This window comes from Kribbella sandramycini (assembly GCF_013131805.1).
Taxonomy (GTDB): domain Bacteria; phylum Actinomycetota; class Actinomycetes; order Propionibacteriales; family Kribbellaceae; genus Kribbella; species Kribbella sandramycini.
The window spans coordinates 210,184-230,761 of the sequence record NZ_JABJRC010000003.1; the positions used below are offsets into that span (position 1 = coordinate 210,184).

Below are 20,578 nucleotides of genomic sequence, written 5' to 3' on the forward strand. Positions count from 1 at the left end.
AGGGATGGCGACGGTGAGCTTCTACGCCGACGATGTGCGGGCTGCCCGGGACTGGTACGCGAACTTCCTCGACACGGAGGCGTACTACGCGATGCCGTCCCAGGAGGCGCCGTCCTATGTCGAGTTCCGGATCGGCGACTTCCAGGCCGAGCTGGGCATCATCGACGCGAAGTTCGCGCCGCACCGCGTCGGCGACGGCCCGGCCGGCGCGATCCTCAACTGGCACGTCGACGATCTCGAGAAGACGCTCGACCGCCTGCTCGAACTCGGCGCGACCCTCAACCAGGGCATCGTCGACCACGGCGACTCCGGCTTCCGGACGGCGTCCGTGACCGACCCCTTCGGCAATCTGCTCGGCATCATGACCAACCCGCACTACCTGGACATCGTCGCCGCGGTCCGCGGCTGAAGCGCACTCAGTCGGCGCGGGCCTCGTCGTAGGTCTGCTGGGCGGCGAGGATGCCGGGCATGCTCGTGGTCAGGTAGCCGATCAGGTCGAGCAGCTTCGCCGCGAGGACGGCGCCGGTCGGGGTCAGGCTGTACTCGACCTTCAGCGGGAACGTCGACTGGACGTCGCGATGAACGAGCCCGTCCCGCTCCAGCGCGTGCAAGGACTGGGCGAGCATCTTCTGACTGACGCCGTCCACCTGCCGGCGCAGCTCGTTGAAGCGCAGCGGACCATCGGCCAGCGCTCCGAGCGCGAGCGCGCCCCAACGCCCGGTCACATCCTCGAGCACCGGCCGGGACGGGCAGGAGGACGAGAACACGTCGTACTCGATGTCCTCGCTCACGGTTCCCAGTGTAGTTCGTCACGGGAACCGAGTACTTGAAGGTTGTAGTATCTGATGGTAAGCAGTATCTATCAGAAACTACAGAAGGAGATGGACGATGACGATCGATCGGCGTTCCCTGATCCGGAGCAGCGGCGCGGCCGGGTTCGGCGCGCTTGCGCTGGCGGCGGTGAGCAGCGGCACGGCGCTCGCGTACGGCGACTCCGAGGCGCAGCGCGGCCCGGGTCACGACGGCCTGCCGCCGCGTCTGTCACCCGACGAGCGGCGGCACCTGCGCATCTTCGACGAGCTGGACTTCGAGATCTTCACCGGCCAGAAATGGAACCGGCTGGACGAGAGTCACGCCCGGAACATCCGCGTGCACTGGCCGGACGGGCACTTCACCGACGGGATCGACAAGCACATCGCGGATCTGAAGGCGATGTTCGTCTGGGCGCCGGACACCCGGATCCAGCAGCACCCGCTGCGGCTCGCAACCAACGAGCTGACCGCGGTCACCGGGATCATGGAGGGCACCTTCACCCGGCCGATGCCGGACGGGAAGGGCGGCTTCATCAAACCCACCGGCAAGGCCTACAAGATCACCATGGCCACGGTCGGTATCTGGAACCGCCGCCACACCATGGACGAGGAGCACCTCTTCTGGGACAACCAGTCCTTCAACAGCCAGATCGGTCTCGGCTGACCCCGGCGTACTCGCTGCAGTTGGCGCATCTGGTCAGGAGGTCGTGTTCGCAGCCGATGACGTGGACGAGGAAACGCTCGGCGTTCGCCAGTTGCTCGCGTTGCGCGCGGATCCATTGCAGGCGGCGTTCGATGACGCCGGTCCGGTGCGGCTCGCGGCGGTTCAGGACCTGGCGGATCTCCGGGAGGCTCATGCCGACGGCTTGGCAGGCCTGGAGGACGCGGAGGCGGTAGAGGTGGTCCTCGGTGTACTCGCGGTGGCCGGTCGCGGTGCGTTCTGGGACGACGACGCCGGCGTCGTCCCAATGCCGGAGCACGTGCGTCGCTACGCCGAGCCGGTTGGCCACCTCGCCGATCCTCATCAGGCCATCTTGCCTTCAGGTCGACCTGAAGTTCTAGCGTCGTCGACATGGAGCCTGAGTTCGTCGACATCGGTGGTGCGCGGACTGCGACGTACGTACTGACGCCGGACGGCGAGTCCGCCGGGGACGTCGTGCTCTGCCACGGGACGCCGTGGTCAGCGCAGGTGTGGGCGGAGGTGGCGTGGCGACTGAGCTGCAGCCACCGGGTGTTCCTGTGGGACATGCCCGGCTACGGTCGCTCGCCGAAGAACGCTCCGGTCGACCTGTGCACGCAGATGCGCCGATTCGCCACGCTGGTCTCGCACTGGGGACTGGACCAGCCGCACGTCGTCGCCCACGACATCGGCGCCGCCGTCGCCCTCGGCGCCCATCTGCTGCACGACGTCGACTACGCAGACCTCTTCCTCTGGGACGCCGTCGTCCTGGACCCGTGGGGCTCACCGTTCTTTCGCCTGGTCGCCCAGCACGCCGACGTGTTCTCCCAGCTCCCAGCCGCTCTCCACACCGCCCTGCTGGACGAGTACATCTCCGGCGCCGCGAACGACCGCCTCACCATCACCTGGCTCGACACCCTCACCCGCCCCTGGCGCGGCGCCACCGGCCAGCCCGCCTTCTACCGCCAAATAGCAGCCCTCACCCCCACCCACACCCGCCCCCTGACCGCCCGCCTCTCCCGAACCCGCTGCCCGGTCCGCATCGGCTGGGGCGCCGAAGACCCCTGGCTCCCCCTCAAACAGGCCTACAACCTCCAGTCCCAGTTCCCGGGAACCCCCAAAGTCATCGAACTAAAAGACGTCGGCCACCTAGCCCCCGTAGAAGCCCCACAAGCTGTCGCCCATGCGATTGGCGAGTGGTTAGAGGGGGCCTCGGTGGGTCAGGGCTGTGGTGATCTGGGTGGCGGCTTGGTGGAGGTGGGGGAGGAAGTCGCGGCAGAGGGAGTCGGGGGTGGAGCGGGAGGCGTGGGCGGAGACGTTGAGGGCGGCGATGACGCGGCCGCGGGAGTTGTGGATGGGGACGGCGATGGAGCGGAGGCCTAGTTCGAGCTCTTGGTCGACCAGGGAGTAGCCGTCGGCGCGGGCCGCGGTGATGGCGGCTCGGAGGGCTTCGGGGGCTACGACGGTGCGGTCGGTGAGGGGTTCGGCGCCCAGGTCGGCCAGGTAGGCGTCGAGGTCGGCGGGCGGGAGGCCGGCCAGGAGGACTCGGCCCATGGAGGTCGGGTACGCCGGGAGGCGGGCGCCGACGCCGAGCGCGACGGTCATGATGCGGCTGGTGGGGACGCGGGCGACGTAGACGATGTCCGGCAGGTCGAGGGTGGCGATGGAGCAGGACTCGCGGGTCGCGGCGCTGAGCTCCTCCATGAAGGGGCCGGCCAGCTCGCCGAGGTCGAGGGACGACAAGTAGGCCCAGCCCAACGCGAGGACACGCGGCGTCAGCGAGAACTGCCGGCCGTCGGTACGCACGTAGCCCAACTGCTCGAGCGTCAGCAGGATCCGCCGCGCGGTCGCCGGCGTGATGCCGACCTCGCGCGCCACCTCGCTCAGCGTCAGCGCCGGAGCGGACGCCGAGAAGGCGCGAATGACCGCGAGCCCACGCTCCAGCCCCTGCAGGAAGGTCCCGCTGGACGCCTCACCAGCCATCGACTACCCTACTTTTCGTTGAAAGAAGAACTTTTCGCTCAGCGAAATCATAGTGGAGCCGCGGATGCCAAGTCCAGTCCCTCTCGACGAAGCGATAGCGACCCACGTCCGCGACGGTGACACCGTGGCACTCGAGGGCTTCACCCACCTGATCCCGTTCGCCGCCGCGCACGAGATCGCCCGCCAGGGCCGCCGAAACCTCAAGCTCGTCCGGATGACGCCCGATGTCGTCTACGACCAGCTGATCGGCCTCGGCGTCGCCGACGAGCTGGTCTTCTCGTACGGCGGCAACCCGGGCGTGGGCTCACTGCATCGCCTCCGCGACGCCGTGGAGAAGCACTGGCCGCACAAACTCGTTGTGCACGAGCACAGCCACGCAGGCCTCGCCAACGCGTACGTCGCCGGCGCGGCCCGGCTCCCCTTCGCCGTCCTGCGGGGCTATCGCGGCACCGATCTGGAGCAGCAGAGCGACATCATCAGCCGGATCACCTGCCCGTTCACCGGCGAGGAGCTGGCCGCGGTCAAGGCGGTCAACCCCGATGTCAGCGTCATCCACGCCCAGCTCGCCGACCGCGACGGCAACGTGATGCTGTGGGGTCTGACCGGCGTCCAGCGCGAGGCGGTGCTCGCGGCCGACCGCGCGATCGTCACCGTCGAGGAGATCGTCGACGAGTTCCCCGACCGAACCGGCGCGGTGATCCTGCCCGAGTGGGCGCTGGCCGCGGTCAGCGTGGTCCCGGGCGGCGCCTGGCCGTCGTACGCGCTCGGCTACTCGACGCGCGACAACGACTTCTACCAGCAGTGGGACGCCGTCTCCCGAGACCGCGGCGCCTTCCTGGCCTGGGCCAAGGAGAACGGACTGGAGGCGGCCGCAGATGCCTGAGGCCTGGAAGAGCGCGGACATGATGAACGTCGCCGCCGCCCGCGAGCTGCATGACGGGGACGTGTGCCTGGTCGGGGTCGGCCCGCCCAACCTCGCGGCGAACCTGGCCAGGCACACGCATGCGCCGTCCTGCCGGCTCGTCTACGAATCCGGCGCGATCGACGCGAAACCGCGCCGGCTGCCGCTGTCGATCGGGGACGACGACCTGGCCGCGACCGCGACGTCCGTGGTCTCCGTGCCGGAGATGTTCAACTACTGGGTCGGCGCCGGCCGGATCGACGTCGGCTTCCTCGGCGCCGCGCAGATCGACCGGTTCGGCAACATCAACACGACCGTGATCGGCCCGCACGACAACCCGAAGACGCGGCTGCCCGGCGCCGGCGGCGCGCCGGAGATCGCCGCCAACGCGGGCCGGGTGATCGTGATCGTCAAGCAGTCCCCGCGGACGTTCGTCGAGCGCGTCGACTTCGTCACCTCGGTCGGCTACGGCCCGACCGGCCGCGAGCGGCAGTCGCCCGGCGCCGGTCCGACGCTGGTGATCACCGACCACGGCGTCCTCGAGCCCGATCCGGAGACCAACGAGCTGACGATGACGCGGCTGCACCCCGGCGTCACCGCCGAGCAGGCGCGCGCCGCAACTGGCTGGGAGCTCAAACTCGCGGACGACGTCCAAGAGGTCCCCGCGCCGACCGAGGTCGAGCTCGACATGCTGCGCCGCCTCCGCGCCCGGGAGGTCATCGATGCCTGAACACCGCGAATGGGGTGGCTGGGAATGACGTTCGTCCACACCGCCTTCCCCGCCCGCGTCGTCTTCGGCCCGGGCAGCCTGCGGCAGGTCGCGGCCGAAACCGACCTGCTAGGGGTACGCCGGGCGCTCGTCATCGCGACCGGATCGGCGCGGCAAGCGGCCGACCAAGCCCAGGCAGACTTGAAAGAACTCTTCGCCGGACGCATCGACGGCGTCCGGCAGCACGTCCCCACCGAGGTCGCCGCGGCCGCTCGCGCCAAGGCCCGCGAGACGAACGCCGACGGGATCATCGCGATCGGCGGCGGATCCGCCGTCGGCCTGGCCAAGGCGATCGCACTGGCCGGCGACGTCCGCATCATCGCGGTGCCGACGACGTATGCCGGGTCCGAAATGACACCGGTGTGGGGTGAGACCGCCGACGGCAGCAAAACCACCGGCACCGACCTCCGAGTGTTGCCCCGAACGGTTCTGTACGACCCCGAGCTCACCATCGGCCTGCCGATCGAAACGACCGCGGCGAGCGTGGCCAACGCCCTCGCCCACTGCGTCGAAGCCGTCTGGACCGACAAGGCGAACCCGATCACCGAGACCACCGCGGTGGAGGCCACCCGAGCGTTGAGCGAAGGCCTACGGGCAACTCTGCAGAAGCCGCAGGATATAGATGCCCGCAGCAACCTTCTGTACGGCGCCTGCCTCGCCGGCTCCGCACTCGCCCAGGCCGGCACCGGCGTCCATCACAAGCTCTGCCACCTCCTCGGCGGCAGTTACAACCTCCCGCACGCCGAGACCCACGCGGCCGTCCTCCCGCAAGTAGCTCGCGTGCAGGCGCCGAGCGTGCCGAAAGCCAAAGCCAGGTTGGAAGCAGCGCTCCAGACCGATGACCTCGCAACCGGCCTGTTCGACCTGTTCCGGCAAGCGAACATCCCGACCAGTCTGCGACAGCTCGGCCTGACCGAAGAGCAAGCCGAAGCAGCCGCGGCCAAGTTCCCGCAAGACGTCGACGAGATCCTCACCAGAGCGTGGACCGGGACGCGGCCCGAAGGAGCAGCACGATGAGATCGGCCTACCTGCTGGACGCCGTCCGCACCCCGGTCGGCAAACTCGGCGGCGCACTCGCGGGCGCCCGCCCCGACGACCTCGCCGCCGTCACGCTGCAAGAGCTGGCGCGACGCACCGCGATCGATCCCGGCCAACTGGACGACGTCGTCCTCGGCAATGCGAACGGCGCCGGCGAGGAGAACCGCGACGTCGCCCGGATGGCCGCGCTGCTGGCCGGCTTCCCGACCAGCGTCCCCGGGACGACGGTCAATCGGCTCTGCGGCTCCGGGCTCGAAGCCGCGATCCAGGCCGCCCGGGCGATCGAGACCGGTGACGCGAGCCTGGTGATCGCGGGCGGTGTCGAGTCGATGAGCCGCGCGCCCTGGGTCCTGCCGAAACCCGACCGCGCCTACCCGCACGGCGGCCTGCAGGCCGAGTCGACCTCGCTGGGCTGGCGGTTCATCAACCCGCGGATGCCGAAGGAGTGGACGGTCTCCCTCGGCGAGGCGACCGAACAGCTCGCCGCGAAGTACGGCGTCACCCGCGAAGCCCAGGATCTGTTCGCACTCGCCTCCCACGAGAAGGCGGCCAAGGCCTGGGCGGCCGGCGCCTTCGACGACGAGGTCCTCCGCTGGGATCGCCTGACCGGCATCCTCCCCACGAAGCACACTCCGCTCACCCGCGACGAGTCGATCCGCGACGGCAGCACGCCCGAGCTGATGGCCAAGCTGAAACCCGCCTTCCGCGCCGACGGCACGGTCACCGCGGGCAACGCCTCCACACTGAACGACGGCGCCTCCGCCGTCCTCATCGCCGACGAAAGCACCGCCCAGCGGCTCGGAAACCCACTGGCCAGGATCGTCAGCCGCGCGGTCCACGGCGTCGAGCCGCAGTACTTCGGGATCGGCCCGGTCGAGGCGTCGAACAAGGCGCTCGCCAAGGCCGGTATCGGCTGGAACGACCTCACCCTGGTCGAGCTCAACGAGGCGTACGCCGCCCAGAGCCTGGCCTGTCTCGGGCAATGGCCCGAGCTCGACCCCGCCAAGGTCAACGTGAACGGCGGAGCGATCGCGCTGGGCCACCCGCTCGGCAGCTCCGGCACCCGCATTCTCACCACCCTCGCGCACGAGCTGAAGCGGCGCGGCGGCGGTTACGGACTGGCCACCCTCTGCATCGGCGTCGGGCAGGGGCTGGCCATGGTGATCGAGGCATGAAAGGCAGCGCTATGGACCTGCACGGAGACGAGCTGACAGACGCGGTCGTGACCAGCTTCGACGGAAGCCTGGAGCCGCGGACCAAAGAGGTGATGAGCGCGCTGGTGCGGCATCTGCACGCATTCGCGCGTGAGGTCGACCTCACCGAGGACGAGTACTTCCTCGCCATCGACTTCCTGACCCGGACCGGTCAGATCTCCGACGACAAGCGCCAGGAGTTCGTCCTGCTGGCCGACACCCTCGGCCTGTCGATGCTGACCGTCGGCCTCGGCAGCCCGGACGCCGAAGGCGCCACCGAGTCGACCGTGTTCGGCCCGTTCTTCGTCGAGGGCTCCCCCGAGGTGCCGAACGGCGCCGATCTCGCGAACGGCGCTCCCGGACAGCCGTGCCTGGTGAGCGGCCGCGTCCTGACCACCAAGGGCGAGCCGATCGCCGGTGCGACCGTGGAGACCTGGCAGGCCGACGAGGACGGTTTCTACGACGTCCAGAAGGACGGCCTGACCGGACCGCAGAACCGCGGCCATCTGAAGACCGATGCTGATGGCAACTACTCGTTCTGGGCGGTGAAACCGGTCGCCTACCCGATCCCGGTCGACGGGCCGGTCGGCGAGATGCTGCGCGCCGGCGGCCGCGGCTGGATGCGGCCCGCACACATCCACTTCATGGTCACCGCACCCGGCTACCACCGGCTCATCACCCACGTCTTCGAGGCCGCAGACCCTTACCTGCAAGAGGATGCGGTGTTCGGCGTCAAGGATTCGCTGGTCACCGAGTTCACCGAACATCCCGATGGCCACTACTCCGTCAGCTACGACCTGGTGCTCGCCGAGGAGACGCCATGATCACCACCGATGTCCTGATCGTCGGCAGCGGCCCGGCCGGTGGCGCTGCCGCGCTCTTCCTGTCGACGTACGGCGTCGACACCATCGTCCTCACCCGCTACGGCTGGACGGCGAACACGCCCCGCGCGCACATCACCAACCAGCGCACGGTCGAGCTGATGCGCGACATGGGGATCGAAGACCAGATCACCGACAAGGGCACCGCCCACGAGCTGATGGGCCAGACCGCCTTCTGCACCAGTCTCGCCGGGGAGGAGATCGGCCGGATCCGCACCTGGGGTACTCACCCGCGCCGGCTGGCCGACTACACCGAGGCCAGCCCGACCCTCCCCTGCGACCTGCCCCAAACCCTCTTCGAGCCGATCCTGGTCAGTACGGCGGCCGCCCGCGGCGCCCGGCTGCGCTTCGACACCGAGTACCTCGCCCTGGAGCAGGACGACGACGGCGTCACCGCAACCGTCCGCGATCGGCTGAGTGGCGAGACCTACCAGATCCGGGCCAAGTACCTGATCGGCGCGGACGGCGGCCGCAGCAAAGTGGCCCAGGACATCGGCCTGCCGATGGCCGGCGCGATGGATGTCGAAGGTTCGATGAACATCGTCTTCGAGGCCGACCTGGCCAAGTACGTCGCCCATCGCCCGAGCGTCCTCTACTGGGTGCTCCAGCCCGGCGCGCAGATCGGCGGTATCGGCGCCGGCCTGATCCGGATGGTCCGGCCGTGGAACGAGTGGCTGATCGTCTGGGGTTACGACATCACCCAGCCCGCGCCGGTCGTCGACGAGGCGATGGCGACCGAGATCGTGCGCAGCCTGGTGGGTGACGACACGATCGACGTGAAGCTGAAGGGCACCTCGGTCTGGAGCGTCAACCACATGTACGCCGAGCAGGCGTCGAAGGGCCGCGTGTTCTGTATGGGCGACGCGATCCATCGGCATCCGCCGAGTAACGGCCTCGGCTCGAACACCTCGATCCAGGACGCCTACAACCTGGCCTGGAAACTCTCGCTCGTCCTGAAAGGCCAGGCCTCCCCCGACCTGCTGAAGACGTACGACGAGGAGCGGACGCCGATCGCCAAGCAGATCGTCGACCGGGCGAACAAGAGCCGCACCCAGTTCGGCCAGATCTTCAAAGCACTCGGCATGACGCCGGACGCGCCCGCGGGCCGCACGATCGAGTCCCGCAAGGACGACACTCCTGAAGGCGCGGCGCAGCGCGAGGAACTGCGCAAGGCGATCGAGCTCAAGGACTACGAGTTCAACGCGCACGGCGTCGAGCTCGGTCAGCGCTACCGCTCCGCGGCCGTCATCACCGACGGGACGCCGGAGCCGGCGTACGACCGGGATCCGGAGCTGTACTACCACCCGACCACCTGGCCGGGCGCGCGGATCCCGCACACCTGGCTGACCCGCGGCGACGAAACGGTCAGCACGCTGGACGTCGTCGGCAAGGGCCGGTTCACGCTGCTGACCGGGATCGGCGGCGACGCCTGGGTGAAGGCGGCCCAATCGGTCGCCGAGCGGCTCGGCGTACCGCTCGAAGCCTTCGTGATCGGGCCTGGGCACGAGCTGGAAGATCTGTACGGCGACTGGGCGCGCGTCCGCGAGATCGCGGACGACGGCTGTCTCCTGGTCCGCCCGGACGCGCATATCGGTTACCGCGCGTCCGAGCTACCCGCCGACCCGACCGAGGCCCTGCAGCAGGCCGTCAGCCAGCTGCTAGGCCGCTGACGACTGCTGGGCCTCCCGCAGAATCTGCTCGAGGATCGCCGAGATCTCCGCGGTCTCGGCGTCCAGCAACGTGATCAGCGCGACCCTGGACGTCTCCGAGCGCGCCTGTAGAGCCGCCGCGCTCAAGGCGCGCACGGTCCCCAATTCGTGGATCAGCTCATCCCACAACGAACTCACCGCAACCCCCTGTTCCCGTCACAAACCCAGCAGGCGCGTGTGAGGACGCGCCGGCCCCGCCCGAGGGGTCTGACTTTGTTTCGAGAAGCCTCACTTCTGTCGCACTCTTCAACGGACGAGCACACAGGTGGGTTACGCGTCAGGTAACGACTGCCCGAACGTGTGCCGCCGGATCCACCCGTGCATCGCGATCGCGGCGGCCGCGCTGGCGTTGATCGAGCGCGTCGATCCGAACTGGGCGATCGACAGCACCGCCGTACAGATCGCGTGCGCCTCCTCGGTCAGGCCCGGGCCCTCCTGGCCGAACAGCAGCACGCACCCGGCCGGCAGGTCGAAGGTCTCCAGCGGGACCGAGCCGGGCAGGTTGTCGATCCCGATCACCGGCAGGTCGCGCTCGGCGGCGTACGTCGCCAGGTCGGCGAGCTCGGGGTGGTGGCGGACGTGCTGGTAGCGGTCGGTGACCATCGCGCCGCGACGGTTCCACTTCCGGTTGCCGACGATGTGCACCTCGGCGGCCAGGAACGCGTTCGCCGTCCGGACGACGGAGCCGATGTTCAGGTCGTGCTGCCAGTTCTCGATCGCGATGTGGAACGGGTTCCGCTGCCGGTCGAGGTCCTCGACGATCGCCTCCAGCCGCCAGTAGCGGTACTTGTCGACGACGTTGCGCCGGTCACCGGCGTCCAGTAGCTCGGGGTCCAGGCGGGGGTCGTCCGGCCGGTCGCCCACCCAGGGGCCGACCCCGACCTCGTTCGGTCCGACCACATCGGCGCCGCGGAGGTCCGTCTCATCGCGATTGGGCTGTTGCACAGGTCGGGACGCTACCCTGTGCCGGTGCTTGTTCAACTCGCGATGCTGATGCCCAACTGGATGGACCCCGAGTTCCTGCTGAACTGGCTGGGCGACTGGGCCCTGTGGGGCACGCTGGCGGTGATCTTCATCGAGTGCGGGGTGCTGTTCCCGATCCTGCCCGGCGACTCGCTGTTGTTCGCCGTCGGCCTGTTCATCGCCCGCGGCACGATCGACGTCCCGCTCTGGCTGGCCTGCGTGCTGCTGACCGTCGCGGCCTTCCTGGGCAACGTGTCAGGCTACTACATCGGCCGGGTGCTCGGGACGTCGCTGTTCACCAACCCGAACGCGCGGTTCCTGAAGCCGAAGTACATCGAGCAGACGCACGAGTTCTTCGAGCGGTACGGCCCGCGTGCGCTGGTGCTGGCCCGGTTCGTGCCGATCGTCCGGACGTTCATCACGATCGTCGCCGGCGCCGGCAAGATGGACCCGAAGAAGTTCTTCCTGTGGACCGGGATCGGCGCGATCATCTGGGCCCCCGGGATCACCCTGCTCGGGCACGCGCTGGGCAACGTGGAGTTCGTGCACGCGCACCTGGAGTCGGCGCTGATCCTGCTGGTGCTGGTCTCGCTGATCCCGATGGTCGTCGAGTTCGCGCTGGCCAAGCGCCGCAAGGCCGCCGCGCTGCCGGCCGTCGACTGAGCGTCACTGCCCCAACGGGAACACCGGGTCCGACCAGACCCAGTCCGTACTGAGGTCGGCGAGCATCGCGATCGCCACCGGACCGCCGATCAGCGGGCCGACCACCTGACCGGATCCGAGTGCCGAAACCACCCGGATCCGGTCTGCCGCCTGGTACCAGACCAGCGCCCCCCGTGGCGCCGTCCCTTCGTGCAGAAGGGAGTGATGGTCGAGCCACCGCACCGCGTCGTCCGCGTCCTGCCAGCCGCTGTCCTGGGCATAGCCGAAGGCCATCCGCTGGAACTTCAACGGCCAGTCCTGCCAGGCCGTCGACCCCACCCGTTCCAGCTGCCAGTCCAGCGCCGCCTCGGTCCCTCGTGGATTCCCCACGTGGAATCGACGCTCCACAGCTTCCGCGACCTCCCCCTGGTGCTCCGCACCGGTCGGAGCTTGAGTGATTCCGGTGTTCAGGTGCGTGCATCGCGGTGCTGGAGAAGCGTCCTCGATGCGGGGCATCGTGGGCGTTTCGCCAGTGCCGTGAGGTGCGTGCCTGGGCGCCGGAAGCGCCAAGCTCCGATCGGTGCGGAGCACCTCGGCCATAGGTATCCCCCGATCCCCGTATACCGTCCGGCCCTTCTTGCCGTGGCGATATCAATGGTGCGGTGGTGCGATACAGCGGGCGTACATTCAGCCCGCGGCGGCGCTTTCGAAGCCGGCGAGCTCCAGACGGCAGGCTGCGGCGCGGTCGTCGTTGCCGGCCTGCTGCCAGACCCGGGCGGCGCGTTCAAAGGTGCGGCGGGCCCAGTCGAGGTTGCCCGTGGTCAGGTAGAGCCGACCGAGGTCCTGGGCGGCGCGGCCCTCGACACTGCGGTCACCGAGCCGGTGGCCGATCTCCACGGCGTCGATGAGCATCTTGCGGGCCGCTGCGAGCTCGCCGCGCGTCATCAGCGCGTGGCCGAGCTCAGCACGCGCGTGAGCGGCGCAGTGGTCGTCGCCAAGGTCGGTGAAGATGCCCAGTGACTGACGCAGCTGCCGGACCGCCTGGTCGTGGCGGCCCTGGTGCAACCGCAGGCCGGCGATGCGACGGCGTACCTTGGCAACCCGGTGCGCATCACCGAGGCGGACGCCGAGCAGGTACGCCTGGGCCAGATAGCGCCCAGCCGTGACCGTGTCGTCACGGGACAGCCAGACGGACGCCGCTGCCGTCCGCGCGACCGCTTCGGCGTTCGCGTTGCCGACCTCGACGAACGCCTCGATCGCGTTCTCGAACTGGGTCAACGCGTCGTCGGCACTCCCGCGTTCGCGCAGCCAGGTGCCCAGCCCGACCGCGGTGATCCCCGCGCCGAGCCGATCACCGACCTCGGCGAACACCGGCGCCGCCTGGTCGAAGTGCGTCCGTGCGGTGTCCCAGTCGTCCTGGTAGACGGCCAGCTGGGCGAGGTTGCGATGCATGATCGCCTCACCCCACCGGTCCGCGCATTCGATCGCGCTGCGCAGGCCCTGCCGGTGCGACTCACCCCAGTCGTCGAATCCGGCGCGCATGTCCAGGTACGGCGACCAGGCAGCGGCGATCCGCCACGCGTAGTCGTGCAATCCGTTCTGAGCGGCCGCCCGGATCGCCGGGACGAACGTGCTGCGCTCGCTGTCGAACCAGGCGATCGCATCCGTTTCGGTGAACGGCTGCGGGTCCGGTGACGTCAACGGCCCCGAGTGCTCCGGCACGCCGAAGAACTCGACACTCAACGCCGTATTGGCCCGGCGGACCTTGTTCAGGATGGCGTCCACGACGGTCGCGACGTCCTTCACCGCTTCGGCCCGCTGACTCTCGTCGCCAACGCCGATCGCGTGCAGCCGGAGCAGGTCATGCATCCGGTAGCGGGCCGTTCCGCGATGGTCGATCGAGCTGATCCGGACCAGGTTGACCTCGATCAGCCGATCGAGGCTTCGGCGTACGGACGCCGGTGACGCCATCGCCTCCAGAGCGCGGGCGGAGAAGACGCCAACGGCGAAGTGGCCGATCAGCCGGTACAACCGGGCCTCGTCCGGGTTCAGCGCGTCGTAGCTGAGGTCGGCGCTGGTCCGGACGGCGAGCTCGCCGATACTCAGCTCGTCGAGCCGGGAGCTCTCGTCCCGCAGCCGCCGAGCCAGCTCGCCAGGGCTCAGGTCCGGGCGCTGGGCGAGCCGGCTGCCGACGATCCGGATCGCGAGCGGCAGGTTCCCACACGCAGCCAGGATCTCCTCGGCGGCGGACGTCGTCCGGTCGACTCGGCCGGCCCCGGCCACCGACTCCAGCAGGGCCACAGCCTCACCGTCGTCGAAGGTGTCGAGCGGGAGGCTGTCCGCGCCGGCCAGATCCATCAGCCGGTTACGGCTCGTCACGACGACAGCGGACGCGCCGGTGCCGGGCATCAGCGGAGCGACCTGACCAGCCGTGGCGACGTCGTCCAGGATGATCAGCACCCGGCGACTGGCCAGCTCGGACCGCAGCATCGCCGAACGGCGCTCAGGGTCGGTCGGGATCGCGTAGTCCGGCAGGTTCAGGCTGAGCAGCAGATCGGTCAGCGCGGCGGCCGGATCACGTGGCTGGGTGGCACCGTGCATGTCCAGGTAGATCTGCCCGTCCGGGAAGGACTCCCGGACCAGATGGCCCAGCCGAACGGCCAGAGATGTCTTGCCGGTGCCAGGCGCACCCGAGACGACGGCGATCGGCGGCCGGACGGGGTCGCGGCCGCAGACCAGATCCCGCAGCTGCTCCAAGTGGATCTGCCGGCCGCTGAAGTCCGGCAGGTCGAGCGGCAACTGACTCGGCGGACGCCGGGTCTCGGTCAACTCCGGCGCAGCCATCGGGCCCGGCGCGGCCTCGGCTGTCGGCCGGTCCGCCGACCGGTCAGCAGGGATACCCGGGTTCGGCCAGTTGGCCGAGCGGCCGTTCTCGGCGCGAGTGCCGGCGGCCTCCAGCTCCGGACCGGGCTTGATGTCCAGCTCATCAGCGAGCGTCTGCACCGCCTTCTGGTACGCCGCGCGCGCCTCGCCGACCCGACCGGCCGCGAGTAGTGCGTCGACCAGGCGGCGCCACAGCTGCTCGTCGTACGGGTCGTCGGTGAGGCGAGCGCTGAGGAGGACGGCGGCGCCGCTGGCATCGCCGTACTCGAGCCGCAGATCGAGCAGGGTGTCGACCAGGCCGCGATGCTGGGCCTCGAGCCTGTTGACCGAGCCCTCCCAGGCGGCCGGGATGATCAGGTCCTCCAGCGGTCGGCCACGCCACAGCGCATACGCCCGGGAGAAGGCCTGCATGGCCTGCTTGCCCTCACCCGCGTCGCGCAGGTGGCCACCCTCGGCGAGCAGCGACTCGAACAGGCTGGCATCGAGCTCGTCGACACCGACCTCGATGCTGTAGCCGGCCGCGGAGGTGTCGATCGGGGCCGGTAGACCGGCGTCCTGGAGCACTCCGCGCAATGCCCGGACGTAGGTGCGGATATTCGCGGTCGCGGAGCGTGGCGGAGTGCCTTCCCAGAGTGCATCCGCGATCAGATCGGTGGAGACGAAGCGGTTCGGGTGCAGCAGCAGGGTCGCCAGTAATTGCCGCGGTTTCGCGGCGCGTAACGGCTGACCCTGGACGTGGCTGAGACGCAAGGGCCCGAGGATCCCGTACCTCGGACTGTCCACTCGCCTACCCTCTCCACTCTCGAACCGCCCCATCGTGGCATCCCGCTGTACCGCGCGGGAAGGCCGATGTACGCCGGATGTATCTCACTCGGGCACTGTTGACACCGGTACCGGGGGGAGGCAGGGCCCGGGGTACGGCGACCGACCGCCGCCGCACCCCGGACCCGGCACTGGTAGGAGTTCGGGATCGGGGGTCCTGAACCACGGGAAACCGGTGCCTGAAGGAGTGCCCGCCAGGCACTCCGCGAGACCGGCTCCGGCCGGGCTCAGTGGCCGCCGGTGAAGGGCGGCTGTCCGTCCTGCGGGCTGGGGGAACCCGCAGGCGGGCCGCCCACCGGCGGCTGCGCGCTGTAACCGGGCTGCGGCTGGTAGTTGCCCTGCCCACCGGGCATCTGCGGGTGCACCTGCCCCGAGGAGATCTGCCCCGGCTGCATCTGCGGCGGCGCCTGCTCACCCGCGACCGAGCCGACCGTGCCGAACGAGACCTGCGGGACGGCGCGGACCTGCTCGTCGTTCACCTCGAAGTAGCCGGCCTTGTCGAACTTGAACGCGCCCGCGACGACATTCGACGGAAACGCTTCGATCCGGGTGTTGTAGTCCCCGACGTTCGCGTTGTAGAACCGGCGGCCGGCGGCGATCCGGTCCTCGGTGTCGGTCAGCTCGCGCTGCAGGCCGAGGAAGTTCTGGTTCGACTGCAGCTGCGGGTACTGCTCGACCGAGATCATCATCTGCCGCAGCGCGCCGGACAGCTGGCCCTCGGCCTGCGCCCGCTGCTCGGGCGTCGCGCCCTGGACGTTGACCGCCTGCGTGCGCAGCCGGGCGACCTCCTCGAACACGTGCCGCTCGTGCGCGGCGTACGCGCGAACCGTTTCGACCAGGTTGGGGATCAGGTCGTACCGGCGGTGCAGCTCGACGTCGATCTGCCGCCAGGACTCCTGAATCAGGTTCCGCTGCTTGACGAACCGGTTGTACGACGTGATCAGCGCGATGCCGAGAATCACGACGATCACCACGATCGCGATGATGACGTAGGTCATTGCCTTGCTCCCGAGTGTTGGCGATGCTGAGGCCCGACTCTACGGGTTGCGGAGCTCTACCCCCGCGTAGTCGCGCCAGACGTACGGCGGGATCTGGCCGACGATCAGCTGCAGCTGCTCCAGCCGGCGCAACACCTCGGTCGGGTCGTGCGGGCTGGGATCCCAGCCGATCAGCGAGTTGCCCTCGATCCGCCAGCCGATCTCGCCGCGGGCCAGCAGCAGCTCCATCATCCGCGGCGTCACCACCGCGTGCCCGAACCGGTCGTCGCCGGCCTTCACCCGGAAGGCCCGGTTGAACTGCTCGCTCTCGAACTGCAGGTCCTGGAAGCCGAACGCGTTCGCGACGGCGCCGCCGAAGATGCCCTCGTGGGTGACCTCCAGGTGCGGCAGGACGCCCGGCAACTGCAGGACGACCACGCCGAATTTGTGCGTCGTCGTCCGGCGTCCGCCGCGCCCGTTCGAGCTGTGGGTCTGGTAGCTGTAGTCGAAGGCAACCATCTGCTGCCCGTTGAACAGGCCGGACAGGACGTTCAGCACCCGCCAGTTGTCACCGGTACGGAACGGCGTCCCCTGCCAGTTGCCGGACAGCGCGTGGTTGTGCGGCTGGTAGGCCCAGCCGTAGTGCGCGGCGAACCCGGAGAACAGCTCCCGGCGCTTCTTCGCCTGATGGCGAAGGAACAGGCCGATCACGACACCGGACCCGATGATCATCAGCAGGAACAGCAGAAATGTAGGCCCGAAGCGCATTACAGCCCCAGATCGTCGAGGCCGAACACGGACAGGTACTTCAGCCCCGCGGCCTCGACCTTCTCCTGCGCGCCGGTCGCCCGGTCCACGATGACGGCCACACCGACGACCTCGGCGCCCGCCTCGCGCAGCGCCTCGACGGCGGTCAGCACCGAGCCGCCGGTGGTGGAGGTGTCCTCGACCGCGAGCACCCGGCGGCCCTTCACCTCGGGCCCCTCGATCCGCCGCTGCAGGCCGTGCGTCTTCTCGGCCTTGCGGACGACGAACGCGTCCAGCGCCCGGCCCTGCTGCGCGGCCGCGTGCAGCATCGACATCGCGACCGGGTCGGCGCCGAGCGTGAGCCCGCCGACGGCGTCGTACTCGAGGTCCTTGGTCAGCTCCAGCAGCGCCGGGCCGATCAGCGGCGCCGCGGCCGCGTCGAGCGTGATCCGCCGCAGGTCGACGTAGTAGTCGGCTTCCTTACCCGACGCCAGCGTCACCTTGCCGTGTACGACGGCCTTCGTCTTGACCTGCTCCAGCAGTGCGTCCCGGTCGTAGCTCATGAGGCCACAGCTTAGAGGTCGGTCAGGCCTTCTTGCTGACGCGGACCAACTGACCGAAGGCGACCGACCGGTCCGGGGAGTGGAAGAGGTCCTGGCAAGTGGTCAGCGTGATGATCGACTTCGTTGCCGTCTCGCGCGGTTTGCCGGGGACGGGCTCCAGGACCCAGTTGTCGGCCGGTTTCACGGTCAGATCCTTCGGGGAGCCGTCCAGCTCGTAGGTGTAGATCGCATCCGCGGTCTCGACGATGACCTGGTCGCCCTTGCGTAACTCGAGCAGCTTGCGGAACGGCGAGCCGTGGGTGACCCGGTGCCCGGCGATCGCGAAGTTCCCCGGCCGGCCGGGCAGCTGGGTCTGCGGGTAGTGCCCGATCCCGCGCGACAGCTCACCCTTGCCGACGCCCTCGATGACCGGCTTCTCCCAGTCGTCGCCGAATCTCGGGATCCGGATCAGCACCACCGGATCGCCTTCGGCCGGTTTGGCCGCCTTGGGCTGCCGCCACTGCTCACGCAGCGCGTTCTCCGCCTCGCCCATCTGCTGGTTCGAGGTGATCCCGGTCCCGAAGTACTGCCATCCCACCCAGCCGAGCAGGCCGACACCCGCCAACAGCAGGACAATCCCCAGGCCCCTGATCACTCCCCGCATGCCGACAAGTATGCAGTTCAACTGCAAAGCCTGTGTACGACGTGTCGATGGACGCCGGGTCTTGCCCGGGACGACGATGTGGGCGGTCCTTACGACGGAGGTGTGCGGGTGAAGGCGCTGGTGAAGGCCGAGGCGAAGCCTGGTCTGTGGTTGCAGGACGTCCCGGAGCCGAAGATCGAGGCCGACGAGGTCCTGATCAAGGTGCTGCGGACAGGGCTGTGCGGGACGGATCTGCACATCCAGAGCTGGGACGCGTGGGCGCAGAAGAACGTGCCGGTGCCGATGGTGACCGGGCACGAGTTCGTCGGCGAGGTGGTCGAGATCGGCGTCGGCGTCCGGGACGTCGCGGTCGGTGACCTGGTCAGCGGGGAGGGGCACCTGGTCTGCGGCCGCTGCCGCAACTGCCGGGCCGGCCGCCGCCACCTGTGCATCAAGACTCGCGGCCTCGGCGTCCACCACCCGGGCGCGTTCGCGGAGTACGTCGCGCTGCCCGCCGGGAACGCCTGGGTGCACAAGGACCCGGTCGACCTGGACGTCGCCGCCGTCTTCGACCCGTTCGGGAACGCCGTCCACACGGCGCTGTCGTTCCCGCTGGTCGGCGAGGACGTGCTGATCACCGGCGCCGGGCCGATCGGCGTGATGGCCGCGGCCGTCGCGCTGCACGCCGGCGCCCGGAACGTCGTGATCACCGACCTGTCGGAGTACCGGCTGGACCTGGCCCGCAAGATCGGCGTCACCCGCGCGGTGAACATCGGCGCGGAGACGATCGCCGACGCGCAGCAGAGTCTCGGGATGCGCGAGGGGTTCGACGTCGGGATGGAGATGTCCGGGAAGCCGGCCGCGCTCCGCGACATGCTCGCGAACATGAACCACGGCGGCAAGATCGCGATGCTCGGCCTGCCGGCCGACGAGATCGCGATCGACTGGAGCACCGTCGTGCTCAACATGCTGACGATCAAGGGCATCTACGGCCGGGAGATGTTCGAGACCTGGTACTCGATGTCGGTGATGCTGGAGCGCGGGCTGGATCTGACACCGGTGATCACGCACCGGTTCGGGTACGGCGATTTCGAGCAGGCCTTCGACGTCGCCCGGGCCGGGCAGTGCGGCAAGGTCATCATGGACTGGACGAGCGAGACCCTGGAGGAGAAGCACTGATGTTCGGGCGGATGCGGGACGACCTGACGACGACGATCGGCGAGATCCGGGACGCCGGGCTGTACAAGTCCGAGCGGGTGATCACCTCACCGCAGCAGTCGCTGATCTCAGTTGCCTCCGGCAACGAGGTGCTGAACTTCTGCGCCAACAACTACCTCGGCCTGGCCGACCACCCCGAGGTGATCGCCGCCGCCAAGGACGCGCTCGACCGCTGGGGTTTCGGACTGTCCTCGGTCCGCTTCATCTGCGGCACCCAGCAGATCCACAAGGACCTCGAGGCCGCGCTCAGCAGCTTCCTCGGCACCGAGGACACGATCCTCTACAGCTCCTGTTTCGACGCCAACGGCGGGCTCTTCGAGACGCTGCTCGGCCCGGAGGACGCGATCATCTCCGACGAGCTCAACCACGCCAGCATCATCGACGGCATCCGGCTCTCGAAGGCCAAGCGCTACCGCTACAAGAACCGCGACCTGGCCGACCTCGAGGCCCAGCTGAAGGATGCCGCCGACGCCCGCTACCGGCTGATCGCCACCGACGGCGTCTTCTCGATGGACGGTTACGTCGCCCCGCTGGACGAGATCTGCGACCTGGCCGACCGCTACGACGCCCTCGTCATGGTCGACGACTCGCACGCCGTCGGCTTCGTCGGCCCCGACGGCGCCGGCACCCCCTCGCTGTTCGGCGTCCAGGACCGCGTCGACATCGTCACCGGCACCCTCGGCAAAGCCCTCGGCGGCGCCTCCGGCGGCTACGTCTCGGCCCGCCGCGAGATCGTCGAGCTCCTCCGCCAGCGCTCCCGCCCCTACCTCTTCTCCAACTCGCTGGCCCCGTCCGTCACCGCCGCCTCGCTGAAGGCGCTCGAGCTGATCGCCACCTCCAGCACCCTGCGCGACCAGCTCGCCGCCAACACCGCCCTGTTCCGCACCAAGATGACCGAGGCCGGTTTCGACATCCTCCCCGGCGACCACCCGATCGCCCCGGTGATGATCGGCGACGCCGCCCAGGCCGCCGTCCTCGCCGACAAACTCCTCGACCTCGGCATCTACGTCATCGCCTTCTCCTACCCCGTCGTCCCACACGGCAAGGCCCGCATCCGCGTCCAGCTCTCCGCCGCCCACTCCACCGCCGACGTCGAACGAGCCATCACCGCCTTCACCGAGGCCCGCGCCTGACCCCACCGCACTCGGTACCACAGCCGGTACCGAGTGCGGTACC

The 20,578-nt window shown here is 69.3% G+C and carries 22 protein-coding genes and 1 pseudogene; 12 read left to right on the top strand and 11 right to left on the bottom strand.

The genetic code is table 11. The annotated features are described in order from the left end of the window. Window positions 1-4: 4 nt before the first annotated feature. Window positions 5-409, top strand: a complete 405-nt coding sequence (locus tag HPO96_RS14470) for a VOC family protein (RefSeq protein ID WP_238355132.1) — start codon at window positions 5-7, stop codon at window positions 407-409. Window positions 410-416: 7 nt separating this feature from the next. On the opposite strand, the gene HPO96_RS14475 is transcribed toward HPO96_RS14470, so the two are convergent. After that, the gene (locus tag HPO96_RS14475; protein WP_171673960.1) at window positions 417-791 is read right to left on the bottom strand and encodes a winged helix-turn-helix transcriptional regulator; all 375 of its coding nucleotides are present in this window, start codon (window positions 789-791) and stop codon (window positions 417-419) included. 97 nt (window positions 792-888) lie between these two features. Here HPO96_RS14475 and HPO96_RS14480 point away from each other — a divergent pair, with 97 nt between their 5' ends. Further along, window positions 889-1,476, top strand: a complete 588-nt coding sequence (locus HPO96_RS14480) for a nuclear transport factor 2 family protein (RefSeq protein ID WP_171673961.1) — start codon at window positions 889-891, stop codon at window positions 1,474-1,476. Here HPO96_RS14480 and HPO96_RS14485 read toward each other — a convergent pair. Continuing rightward, window positions 1,451-1,837, bottom strand: coding sequence for a helix-turn-helix domain-containing protein (locus HPO96_RS14485; protein ID WP_171673962.1), 387 nt, complete (start codon window positions 1,835-1,837; stop codon window positions 1,451-1,453). The two genes, HPO96_RS14480 and HPO96_RS14485, sit on opposite strands and share 26 nt — an antisense overlap. A gap of 47 nt (window positions 1,838-1,884) precedes the next feature. On the opposite strand from HPO96_RS14485, the pseudogene HPO96_RS38240 reads away from it, so the two are divergent. Further along, window positions 1,885-2,664 (top strand): annotated as a pseudogene (locus HPO96_RS38240) (alpha/beta fold hydrolase); the annotation flags it as partial. A 27-nt stretch (window positions 2,665-2,691) separates the two neighbouring features. Here HPO96_RS38240 and HPO96_RS14495 read toward each other — a convergent pair. Continuing rightward, window positions 2,692-3,474 (bottom strand): IclR family transcriptional regulator domain-containing protein, encoded by a 783-nt coding sequence (locus tag HPO96_RS14495; RefSeq protein WP_171673963.1) that lies wholly within the window; start codon window positions 3,472-3,474, stop codon window positions 2,692-2,694. 64 nt (window positions 3,475-3,538) lie between these two features. Between HPO96_RS14495 and HPO96_RS14500 the strand changes: the two genes are divergently transcribed. Genes HPO96_RS14500 through HPO96_RS14525 form a run of 6 tightly spaced genes read left to right on the top strand, consistent with a single transcriptional unit; the run spans window position 3,539 to window position 9,926 of the window. Continuing rightward, a complete protein-coding gene (locus tag HPO96_RS14500; RefSeq protein WP_171673964.1) occupies window positions 3,539-4,357 on the top strand; it encodes a CoA transferase subunit A in 819 nt (272 codons plus the stop codon). Further along, the gene (locus HPO96_RS14505) at window positions 4,350-5,105 is read left to right on the top strand and encodes a CoA-transferase subunit beta (RefSeq protein ID WP_171673965.1); all 756 of its coding nucleotides are present in this window, start codon (window positions 4,350-4,352) and stop codon (window positions 5,103-5,105) included. The genes HPO96_RS14500 and HPO96_RS14505 overlap by 8 nt, the downstream gene beginning before the upstream one ends. Before the next feature lie 24 nt (window positions 5,106-5,129). Further along, the gene (locus HPO96_RS14510) at window positions 5,130-6,161 is read left to right on the top strand and encodes a maleylacetate reductase (RefSeq protein WP_171673966.1); all 1,032 of its coding nucleotides are present in this window, start codon (window positions 5,130-5,132) and stop codon (window positions 6,159-6,161) included. After that, window positions 6,158-7,357, top strand: a complete 1,200-nt coding sequence (locus HPO96_RS14515; protein ID WP_171673967.1) for a thiolase family protein — start codon at window positions 6,158-6,160, stop codon at window positions 7,355-7,357. The genes HPO96_RS14510 and HPO96_RS14515 overlap by 4 nt, the downstream gene beginning before the upstream one ends. A gap of 11 nt (window positions 7,358-7,368) precedes the next feature. After that, window positions 7,369-8,199 (top strand): intradiol ring-cleavage dioxygenase, encoded by an 831-nt coding sequence (locus tag HPO96_RS14520; RefSeq protein WP_171673968.1) that lies wholly within the window; start codon window positions 7,369-7,371, stop codon window positions 8,197-8,199. After that, on the top strand, window positions 8,196-9,926 hold the full coding sequence (locus tag HPO96_RS14525; RefSeq protein WP_171673969.1) for an FAD-dependent monooxygenase: 1,731 nt from the start codon (window positions 8,196-8,198) through the stop codon (window positions 9,924-9,926). The genes HPO96_RS14520 and HPO96_RS14525 overlap by 4 nt, the downstream gene beginning before the upstream one ends. On the opposite strand, the gene HPO96_RS14530 is transcribed toward HPO96_RS14525, so the two are convergent. Together HPO96_RS14530 and HPO96_RS14535 are read right to left on the bottom strand one after the other, a co-directional pair. Further along, complete coding sequence (locus tag HPO96_RS14530) at window positions 9,915-10,103, bottom strand: hypothetical protein (RefSeq protein WP_171673970.1); 189 nt, start codon at window positions 10,101-10,103, stop codon at window positions 9,915-9,917. The two genes, HPO96_RS14525 and HPO96_RS14530, sit on opposite strands and share 12 nt — an antisense overlap. Window positions 10,104-10,235: 132 nt before the next feature. Then, window positions 10,236-10,910: a TrmH family RNA methyltransferase gene (locus HPO96_RS14535; RefSeq protein ID WP_171673971.1), complete on the bottom strand. Its 675-nt coding sequence runs from the start codon at window positions 10,908-10,910 to the stop codon at window positions 10,236-10,238. A 24-nt stretch (window positions 10,911-10,934) separates the two neighbouring features. Here HPO96_RS14535 and HPO96_RS14540 point away from each other — a divergent pair, with 24 nt between their 5' ends. After that, on the top strand, window positions 10,935-11,591 hold the full coding sequence (locus HPO96_RS14540) for a DedA family protein (RefSeq protein WP_337796637.1): 657 nt from the start codon (window positions 10,935-10,937) through the stop codon (window positions 11,589-11,591). A 3-nt stretch (window positions 11,592-11,594) separates the two neighbouring features. Here the strand turns inward: HPO96_RS14540 and HPO96_RS14545 are convergent, their stop codons facing one another. The 6 genes from HPO96_RS14545 to HPO96_RS14570 form a co-directional block, all read right to left on the bottom strand. After that, window positions 11,595-11,960, bottom strand: a complete 366-nt coding sequence (locus HPO96_RS14545) for a hypothetical protein (protein WP_337796638.1) — start codon at window positions 11,958-11,960, stop codon at window positions 11,595-11,597. A 297-nt stretch (window positions 11,961-12,257) separates the two neighbouring features. Further along, complete coding sequence (locus HPO96_RS14550; RefSeq protein WP_171673973.1) at window positions 12,258-15,236, bottom strand: BTAD domain-containing putative transcriptional regulator; 2,979 nt, start codon at window positions 15,234-15,236, stop codon at window positions 12,258-12,260. A 266-nt stretch (window positions 15,237-15,502) separates the two neighbouring features. After that, window positions 15,503-16,273, bottom strand: coding sequence for a LemA family protein (locus tag HPO96_RS14555; protein ID WP_171673974.1), 771 nt, complete (start codon window positions 16,271-16,273; stop codon window positions 15,503-15,505). Between the two features lie 39 nt (window positions 16,274-16,312). Continuing rightward, window positions 16,313-17,020: a hypothetical protein gene (locus HPO96_RS14560; RefSeq protein ID WP_171673975.1), complete on the bottom strand. Its 708-nt coding sequence runs from the start codon at window positions 17,018-17,020 to the stop codon at window positions 16,313-16,315. Continuing rightward, entirely contained in the window at window positions 17,020-17,562 is a 543-nt protein-coding gene (gene pyrE, locus HPO96_RS14565; RefSeq protein WP_171673976.1) for an orotate phosphoribosyltransferase, read from the bottom strand. Before pyrE ends, HPO96_RS14560 begins: the two co-directional genes overlap by 1 nt. Before the next feature lie 22 nt (window positions 17,563-17,584). Further along, on the bottom strand, window positions 17,585-18,205 hold the full coding sequence (locus HPO96_RS14570) for a class E sortase (RefSeq protein ID WP_238355133.1): 621 nt from the start codon (window positions 18,203-18,205) through the stop codon (window positions 17,585-17,587). Window positions 18,206-18,313: 108 nt separating this feature from the next. On the opposite strand from HPO96_RS14570, the gene tdh reads away from it, so the two are divergent. Both tdh and HPO96_RS14580 read left to right on the top strand, forming a co-directional pair. Then, window positions 18,314-19,363: an L-threonine 3-dehydrogenase gene (tdh, locus tag HPO96_RS14575; RefSeq protein WP_171673978.1), complete on the top strand. Its 1,050-nt coding sequence runs from the start codon at window positions 18,314-18,316 to the stop codon at window positions 19,361-19,363. Further along, on the top strand, window positions 19,363-20,535 hold the full coding sequence (locus HPO96_RS14580; RefSeq protein WP_171673979.1) for a glycine C-acetyltransferase: 1,173 nt from the start codon (window positions 19,363-19,365) through the stop codon (window positions 20,533-20,535). The genes tdh and HPO96_RS14580 overlap by 1 nt, the downstream gene beginning before the upstream one ends. The last annotated feature ends 43 nt before the right edge of the window (window positions 20,536-20,578 follow it).